The following is an 8,282-nucleotide window of genomic DNA, read 5'->3' on the forward strand; positions in this document are numbered from 1 at the left end:
CGCACCCCGCGGATCGAGCCGGACGGCCGGACCTTCTCCTACCTGTTGCGCGAAGGCGAGCCGCGCATCCGGATCACCCAGACCGACGTGCGCGCCATCCAGCTCGCCAAGGCCGCGCTCTATGCCGGCTCGAGGCTGCTGATGGACCACTTCGGCGTCACCCATGTCGACCGGGTGATGCTGGCCGGCGCCTTCGGCAGCCATATCGACACGACCTATGCCATGGTGCTGGGCCTGATCCCGGATTGCGACCTCACGAAGGTCCAGGCCGCCGGCAACGCGGCCGGCACCGGTGCCCGCATCGCCCTGCTCAACAAGGGGGCGCGGCGCGAGATCGAGGCGGTGGTCAAGCGGATCCAGAAGATCGAGACGGCGATCGAGCCGAACTTCCAGCAGCATTTCGTCGAGGCGATGGCGTTCCCGCACAAGACCGCCGACTATGTGCATCTGACCAAGGCGGTTACCCTGCCGGCACCCAAGGAGCTGGCAGCCGAGGAAGGCGAAGGCCGCCGGCGCCGTCGGCGCGGCTGACCGGCCGGCACTTCAGCGGTGCCTGCGCCGGGAGCGGCGCTGCACGCCGTGGACGGGTGCAAGGGCCAGCATGAGGATGGCGGCGCTGGCAAGTCCGCCGACGAGACCCTGGAGGAGCATCATCGTCTCCATGGAGCTGCGGTTCGCTAGTCTCAACCGCAGGCTGCTTTGCGGGTTCCGGCCGCGGCCGTCGTTCTGGGGTTCTGTTCGGGCGCTGGTCGTAGTACCGCGCCCCCGACACGCAGGCTCGAGCGGAGGCTCCGGGGACATATGGCCGACATCAACTATCTCACCGCGATCCGGTTCGACTTCGGCGCGGTGAACGGGCTGCCTGAGGATCTGAAGGCGCTGGGCATCGCACGGCCCCTGCTGGTCAGCGACCGGGGCCTGGAAAAGGCCGGGCTGGTCGGGCGGGTCCAGGAACTGCTCGGGCAGGACGTGCCGCTGTTTCTGGATGTCCCGAGCAACCCGACCGAGGCAGCGGTGAAGGCGGCCGCCCTCGCCTATCGTGAGGCCGGGTGCGACGGCATCGTGGCACTCGGCGGCGGCTCGCCGATTGATCTGGCCAAGGGCGTGGCGCTGATGGCGACCCATGAGGGGCAGCTCGCCGACTACGCCATGATCCTGGGCGGTCTCACCCGGATCACGCCGAAGGTCGCCCCGGTGATCGCGGTGCCGACCACAGCTGGAACCGGCTCGGAGGTCGGCCGCGCCGCGCTGATCACGCTCGATGACGGCCGCAAGCTGGGCTTCATCAGCCCGCACGTCATCCCGAAGAAGGCGGTGTGCGACCCGGAGCTCACGCTGGGCCTGCCGCTGGGTCTGACCGCCGTCACCGCGATCGACGCGCTGTCCCACTGCGTCGAGACCTTCCTCTCGCCCAGGATCAACCCGCCGGCCGATGCGATCGGCCTGGACGGTGCCGGCCGCGTCTGGCGCAACATCCGGCAGGCCTGCCGGAACGGGCAGGACCGCCAGGCGCGCTGGGAGCTGATGATGGGCTCGCTGCAGGGTGGGCTTTGCTTCCAGAAGGGGCTGGGCGCGGTCCATGCCCTGTCCCATGCGCTGGGCGGCCTGAAGAGCCCCGCACTGCACCACGGCACGCTGAACGCGCTCCTGCTGCCGCCGGTGCTGCGCTTCAATGCCGGCCATGTCGGCGACAAGCTGGAGCGGCTGAAGGCGGCGCTGGGGCTCGGCTCCGGCGAGAACCTGGCCGACGCCTTCGCGGCCCTGAACCGCGACCTGGGCGTGCCGGCGAGCCTCGGCGCCCTGGGTGTTGGGCGCGACGTGTTCGACCTCGTGATCGAACGCGCGTTGGCCGACCACAGCCATGCCACCAACCCGCGCGCGGCCACGGCCGCCGACTACCGGCAGATGCTCGAGGAGGCCTTCTGAGGCACCCTGCCCCTGCCCCTGCAGCAGCCGGACCATCAGGTCCTGCCGCCGCGCCAGCCAGGCTAGCGCCCGGTCGGCGGCAACCCGCTCGGTGACGTCGGCGGCCGGAGGAACACGCCGCTCACCCCCCTCCGCGTCCCGGATCGGCTGGTTCACGAAGTCGGTGAAGTGCTCCTCGGCCTGCTGGTCCGGCCGGATCTGCACGGCATGCTGGGCAACGATCGCCGCATAGGCCTGGCCACTGGCATAAATCCGGTCCAGGAGCTCCAGCTAACCCTGCTGAGCGGTGCCGGTGAGCGCTGCCGCCACGGTCCGACCGGCCACGTCGCCCGCCGATCAGCTGGAGGAAGCGCGGATCGACATATTCGGTGCGGTGCTCCGGGCCGCTCAGCACCGCCATGAACGGGGTGCCTGCTCGAACAGCTGGATGAACCGGTCGCGTTCGGCGGCGAGGCTGCGCTCGGCGCGGACCTTGCCGGTCACCTCGATCACCGTGCGAGAGTGCCCATCACCGACCCGGTTTCGTCGCGCACCGGGCTGTAACAGAAGGTGAAGTGCGCCTCAGCTGGCCCGCCATGCCGGTCGAGCATCAGGCGGAGGAAGGGGGGCCTCGGCCATCCCGCGCGTGCTGGACGATCGGCCAGCGAGGCTCAGGCTTCGCTCCACACCTCCGGAACGGGCGCCCAAGCGCCTGCTTGCCGCTCAGGATCGGCAGGAACGCATCGTTGTGGATGGTGACCAGCTCCGGACCCCAGGCCAAGCATTGGGGGAGCTGGACGACAGCATCCTCTCGACGGTGGCCTGCAGGATCGCAGGGCACGCACGGATCGGCCCGAGCGGCGTCGTGCTCCAGTCGAACCGGCGCAGCCGCTCGGCCATCACGCCACCGGATGCCGGAAAGCTCAACTCACTGCACCACGCGTTCCGTGGTCCCTCGGCCGAGGAGCGTGTCAGGTGGAGACCCCGTCGCATGCCCGGTCGGGCTCGCGCGCGGGCAGGTGCACAGGCGGGGGCACCGCAGGCGCGGCCAGCACTTGCGGTGCCAGCACCGGGGCAGCGGTCACGACGTCAGCAACGCCCGCGTGGCGCAGCATCGCGCGGGCGATCTCGCGCTCGCCCAGGATAGTCTCGCTGGCCCCGAGCCCGGCTAGATATTCCAGCTCGGCATCGGAATGGGCACGGGCCAGAATCTCCAGGGTCGGATTGGCCCGCCGGGCCTGCTCAACCACCTGGCCGGCCTCGAAGCTCTGCGCGATCGCCACGAACAGCCGGCGGGCGTTGGCGAGATTGGCGGCCTCCAGCACGCGCGGGTCCGCGGCGTTGCCGCTCATGACCTCCGCCCCGTCGCGCCTCGCCAGGGCCGCGGGCTCGTCGCGGTCCTCGATCACCAGGAACGGCTCGCCCGCGTCGCGCAGGCCGCTGCCGACCACCCGGCCCACCCTGCCATAGCCGACCAGCACGGTGTGTGCGGACAGGGCGGTCGGTGCCGGGACTGTCCGGCTTTGCGGTGGTGCCGCCGGGGTGGGTGCCCGGCGTTCTTCCGGCTCGACCGGTGCCACCCGGTCCGACAGCGCGAAGGCCAGGGGGTTTAGGAGGATCGAGATGATCGCACCCGCCAGGATCAGGTCGCGTCCCATTTCGGGCAGGAGCCCGGTCTGGACACCGAGTGTCGCCAGGATGAACGAGAACTCGCCGATCTGGGCTAGGCTCGCCGAGATGGTGCAGGCGGTCGAGACCGGCCGGCCGAACGCGCGCACGATCAGGTAGGCGGCGATCGACTTGCCCACCAGGATGATCAGCAGCGTGCCAAGGAGCTGGTAGGGTGCCTCGACCACGATGGCCGGGTCGAACAGCATGCCGACCGAGATGAAGAACAGGACCGCGAACGCGTCGCGCAGCGGCAGCGTCTCCTGGGCGGCGCGCTGGCTGAGCGGCGATTCGTTCAGGATCATCCCGGCGAAGAAGGCGCCCAGCGCAAAGGACACGTCGAACAGGGCGGTGGCGCCGTAGGCGACGCCGAGTGCGATCGCCAGCACGGCCAGGCGGAACAGCTCGCGCGAGCCGGTATGGGCGACCCAGTGCAGGAGGCGCGGGATGAACCGCCGCCCCACCAAGAGCATCAGCGCCACGAAGGCGATCACCTTGCCGAGCGTGAGGACCAGCATGCCCCACAGGCCCAGGTCCAGGCGGGTGACCAGCGGCCCGGCGCCGACCTCGATATGCTCGGTGACCTCGCTGCCCTGGATGGTGTGGGCGATCACCGGGATCAGGACCAGGGCGAACACCATCACCAGGTCCTCGACGATCAGCCAGCCGACCGCGATCCGGCCGCGCTCCGTCTCGACCAGGCGTCGTTCCTGGATGGCCCGGAGCAGCACCACCGTGCTCGCGACCGAGAGCGCCAGGCCGAACACGACGCCGCCGGCCACCGACCAGCCCGCCAGGAGCGCCAGGGACATGCCGAGCAGGGTCGCCACCGCGATCTGCGCCACGGCACCCGGCACCGCGATCAGGCGTACCGACAGCAGGTCCTTGATCGAGAAATGCAGGCCGACGCCGAACATCAGCAGGATGACGCCGACCTCGGCCAGCTGGTTGGCCAGGCCCTGGTCGGCGACGAAGCCGGGCGTGAACGGGCCGACCGCGGCGCCTGCCAGCAGATAGCCGACCAGCGGCGAAATCCTCAGCCGATGCGCGATCGCGCCGAAGAAGAAGGCCAGCACCAGGCCGACACAGATCGTTGCGAGCAGTGGCGCGTGGTGCATGCGGCTCCAGACCAGGGTCGGCGGGGGTGACAACGGCTGCGGCTGGAGCCCCATCTATGCGCAGGGCGAGCCCACGGGGCAACTTGAAACGTAGAGTTGATACTACTGCCGCTGTCGCATCCGGCCCCGTCAGATCATCAGCTCGACCACGCCGATCTTCATCAGCCAGCCCAGGTGATAGGTCAGGATCATCGCGGCCTCGCCGCTCTCGCCGCCCACCAGTTCCTCGAAGCTGACCCCGGCGGCACCGGCCGTCGTGATCCGCTCCATCAGGGACCGGCTCTTGGGCCCGTCGCACGGCACGCGGTTGCGCAGCTGGACGATGTCGAGCGCCATCAGGTCCGGTCCGGAGCCGGCCGCCGCCCGGGCGGTCGCGCGTACGCGCAGCCCGGCCTGCATCACCCGGCTGGGATAGTTCTGGAACAGCTCCAGGGGGTTGCGGCGCCAGGGATTGGCCGCAGCCCGGCGCGGCACGGGCTGCGCCTTCTTGCGCAGCTTCTCCAGGTCGCGGAACAGGCTCTGATAGGCGGTGATCACGGTGGCCCAGTCATAGAGCGCCCGCGCGCGCGCCCGCCCGGCCCGGCCCATCTCCTGCCGCCTCGCCGGATCGGCCAGGAGGACCTTGAACGCTTCGCGCGCCGCACCGACATCGACCGCCGTCGCCAGCGCTGCGACCGCGCAATAGGTGTCGTAGGTCTCGTAACCGTCCTCGAAACGCTGGGCGAGCCAGGTGCCGGCAGCCGGCGGCGGCGTCACCGTCGGCACCAGCACGCCGCATTCGGGCGTCACGGTCTCGCGATAGCCGTCCCAGTCCGAGCCCACCACCGGCAGGCCCGCGGCCATCGCCTCCACCGGCGTGAGGCCGAAGGTTTCCTGGATGTTGTCGGCGAAGCTCACGAACAGGTCGGCGGCGAACCACAGGCCGGAGCGCAGCTCCTTCTGCCGGCCATCCAGCACATGGTGGACGATCCTGGGGGCCAGCAGGCGCTGGGCTTCCTCCCAGTGGCCCTGGCGCTTCTCGTCGGTGAACCAGCCGGCCTGGATCAGGTGCACGCGCCCGGCAAGACGCAGGCCGAGTTCTGCCACCGCCTCGTCCAGGCCCAGGAACATCGGCAGCGGGTGGGCCTTCACGTAGGCGTTCAGCCGGCCGAAATAGAGGACGACCACGTCCTCCTCGGCGATGCCCAGCCTCGCCCGCAACTGCCGACGTGCCTCGGCCGCGGCGGGCGTTTCGGCGTCGAAGCTGCGCGTGTCGATGCCCAGCGGGATCACCGGCAGGTTCAGCTTCGGCCGGCGGCTGGCGCCCAGCCGTTCCTGGAAATAGGCGAAGGTGCCCTCGACCTGCCGCCGGACCATCGCCTGCACCGCACTGGAGGTGCAGATCACCGCATCCCAGGGCTCGAGCGGCCCGACCACCAGCTCGCCCAGCGCCCGCATTGCCCCCACCGACGCGGTGGTGTGGGTAATCCCGACCAGCGACCAGCGGCGTGGATCACCGCGCCGGCGCCGATAGGCCAGATCGGCCAGGCCCGGGTCGGCGCGGAACAGCGTGCCGGTCGCCTGGACCGCCGTGGTGTCGGCCGGCGTCGCCAGCGCCAACAGGCGGCGGTCATGGCCGTCGATCCGACGGACCGCATCGGCGAACGCCGCCCGCTCGGTCGCCCGCTCGACATAGCCCACCGCCACGTCGATCTGCCCGTGCTGCAGCCAGGCCCGGAAGAAGCTCTCCGTTGCGGCCTGACGGCCCATCAATCGCGGCTGATCTGTCCTGAAGCTGGTATCCTCGAACTGAATCGCCGCATTCATCGGCATGAAGCGCTGACCCTCGCCTTCTGCAACTGTTCACGTTCCGGTTGTGTGTACCACGGCTGCGTGCAGGACGTCAGGTTGTCAGGAACGATTCAGCAGGTACTCTCTTGCCGCATTGACGAGGCTGGCCAGGCGGTCGGAGCCGCCCTTGTCCGGGTGAACCTTCGCCATGACCCGGCGATAGGCGGCTTCGATCTCGGCCCGGCCGGCACCTGGCTGCAGCCCCAGCACCTCCAGCGCGGTCGTCTCGTCCATCTCGCCCGTCCCGGCCGTGGCGCCGGTGCCACGGTAGGCGCCGGATCGTGCGCCCTGCCGCCAGTCCGGTGCCATCCGGTCCAGCCAGGTCTCGATCAGCGGCAAGGAGGCGGGTTCGGCCACCGCCAGCTCCTCCCGCAGCAGGAGCAGTTCGGCCAGATCCAGCGAGGCCAGCACCCGCCCGGCAAACCGCCCCTGCCGCACCTGCCCGCTCAACTGACCGCTGGCCCGGTCCAGCCGCATCGCGAGCCATGCGGTCTCCACGCTGGATTGGCCGGCAGCGTCGGCCTCCTCCAGCGGGTCCGGCGGGCGCCGCTGCCTGGCCAGCCGCACCGCCGTGAGCGCCACCGCGCCGACCAGTGCCGCCAGCACGCCCAGGCGACCGAACGCCAGCAAGCCCATGCCGGCCATGGCTGCAAAGCTCGCGAGGAACAGCCGCAGCGCGCTGGCGAGTGCCTGCGGCGAGGCGCGGGTGAAGCTGCCGGCGGCATACCAGCCGGCGATCAGCAGCCCGGCAGCACCCAGGACCCACACCAGTACGATCATCGGCTGATCTGCTGGGCGATCTGCCGGACCGTGCCGCCCTCGCGCGCCGCCAGCTTCTGCAGCTCTGCGGCACCGCCCGAGGCAAACACCGCGACCGCGCGCAGCGCATCGGCCAGCGCCTGTGGCGACTGCCGGTCGAAGGGCTGGAACGCGCCGCCGCTCACCCGCGCCAGGTCGCGGAACAGCCGCTCGGCGTTGCGGTCCGGCCCCTCGTGGAAAGCGAACACCGGGACCGACACCAGCCGGAGTTGCCCGGCGAGGCCCACCAGCTCGTCCACCGATTCCTCGCAGGCATCCCCCACCAGCACCAGTGCGGCCACCCGGCCTTCCTGCCGCTGCCGGAGCGCATGCCGCAGCACCCGGGCGATCTGGGTATGCCCGGCCAGGCAGCGGACCCTGCCCATCGCCTCTATCAGCGGCCTCGGCTGGAGGTGCCAGCGTGAGGCGCGGCACTCGTCCAGCCCGCGGAAATAGACGAGCTGCACACCGATGCCACCCAGTGCGGCCGCGGCGTCGAACATCTGCATCTGCAGGCCGGTGGCCAGGTCCCAGGTGGCCTCGCGGGACTGGGTGGCATCCACCGCGAAGATCACGCGCGCCACGTCCCGTGCGGCCGGGGCCAGGGCCTGCGCCTCGGCCACGAACCCCAGGACGTCCCCCTTGCCACGGGATGCCGGTAACTTGTCGGTCATGCCGCTGATATGGCGTCGGCCGGGCGACGGGTGAAGGGTCCACGCCGGCGGGTCCGCCGGCCGGAGGTACGCTGCATGTTGCGGATCGCCCATGCTCGCCGCTACTCCCCCTTGCTGGCCGCCACTTCCCCCCGCGGCCAGCCCTGCCGGAGTTCCATCATGCCGTGGCTCCTGACCTGCTTCCTCATGGCGCTCCTGGCACTCGCGGCCGGGCCGAAACCGGTCCTTGCGACCGACTCAATGGCACCGGTACCGGGCAGCCGGCTGGGCACGCTGCATGCGGCAGCTC

Annotated in this window: 6 protein-coding genes; 2 read left to right on the plus strand and 4 right to left on the minus strand. The window is 70.7% G+C overall.

Going from position 1 to position 8,282, the window contains the following annotated elements; all coding sequences use genetic code 11:
* Both EQG76_RS02205 and EQG76_RS02210 read left to right on the plus strand, forming a co-directional pair.
* Positions 1 to 531: ASKHA domain-containing protein (locus tag EQG76_RS02205; RefSeq protein WP_159710209.1), on the plus strand; the 531-nt coding region annotated here is incomplete at its 5' end.
* Positions 532 to 801: 270 nt separating this feature from the next.
* Complete coding sequence (locus EQG76_RS02210; RefSeq protein WP_159710211.1) at positions 802 to 1,926, plus strand: iron-containing alcohol dehydrogenase; 1,125 nt, start codon at positions 802 to 804, stop codon at positions 1,924 to 1,926.
* A gap of 950 nt (positions 1,927 to 2,876) precedes the next feature.
* Here EQG76_RS02210 and ybaL read toward each other — a convergent pair.
* The 4 genes from ybaL to EQG76_RS02230 form a co-directional block, all read right to left on the minus strand.
* On the minus strand, positions 2,877 to 4,691 hold the full coding sequence (ybaL, locus tag EQG76_RS02215; RefSeq protein ID WP_159710213.1) for a YbaL family putative K(+) efflux transporter: 1,815 nt from the start codon (positions 4,689 to 4,691) through the stop codon (positions 2,877 to 2,879).
* A 129-nt stretch (positions 4,692 to 4,820) separates the two neighbouring features.
* Positions 4,821 to 6,440 carry a glycosyltransferase family 4 protein gene (locus EQG76_RS02220; protein WP_159710215.1) on the minus strand — a complete coding sequence of 540 codons (1,620 nt, stop codon included), beginning with the start codon at positions 6,438 to 6,440 and terminating at the stop codon, positions 4,821 to 4,823.
* Positions 6,441 to 6,581: 141 nt separating this feature from the next.
* Complete coding sequence (locus EQG76_RS02225; protein ID WP_159710217.1) at positions 6,582 to 7,301, minus strand: J domain-containing protein; 720 nt, start codon at positions 7,299 to 7,301, stop codon at positions 6,582 to 6,584.
* A complete protein-coding gene (locus EQG76_RS02230) occupies positions 7,298 to 7,993 on the minus strand; it encodes a VWA domain-containing protein (protein WP_159710219.1) in 696 nt (231 codons plus the stop codon). Before EQG76_RS02230 ends, EQG76_RS02225 begins: the two co-directional genes overlap by 4 nt.
* Positions 7,994 to 8,282: the final 289 nt, after the last annotated feature.

This window comes from Geminicoccus flavidas (assembly GCF_009806515.1).
GTDB classification, from domain to species: Bacteria; Pseudomonadota; Alphaproteobacteria; order Geminicoccales; family Geminicoccaceae; genus Geminicoccus; species Geminicoccus flavidus.

Coding starts and splice junctions, on each gene's coding strand:
- EQG76_RS02210 (WP_159710211.1), top strand. CDS start 802: ATGGCCGACATCAACTATCTCACCGCGATCCGGTTCGACTTCGGCGCG.
- ybaL (WP_159710213.1), bottom strand. CDS start 4,691: ATGCACCACGCGCCACTGCTCGCAACGATCTGTGTCGGCCTGGTGCTG.
- EQG76_RS02220 (WP_159710215.1), bottom strand. CDS start 6,440: ATGGGCCGTCAGGCCGCAACGGAGAGCTTCTTCCGGGCCTGGCTGCAG.
- EQG76_RS02225 (WP_159710217.1), bottom strand. CDS start 7,301: ATGATCGTACTGGTGTGGGTCCTGGGTGCTGCCGGGCTGCTGATCGCC.
- EQG76_RS02230 (WP_159710219.1), bottom strand. CDS start 7,993: ATGACCGACAAGTTACCGGCATCCCGTGGCAAGGGGGACGTCCTGGGG.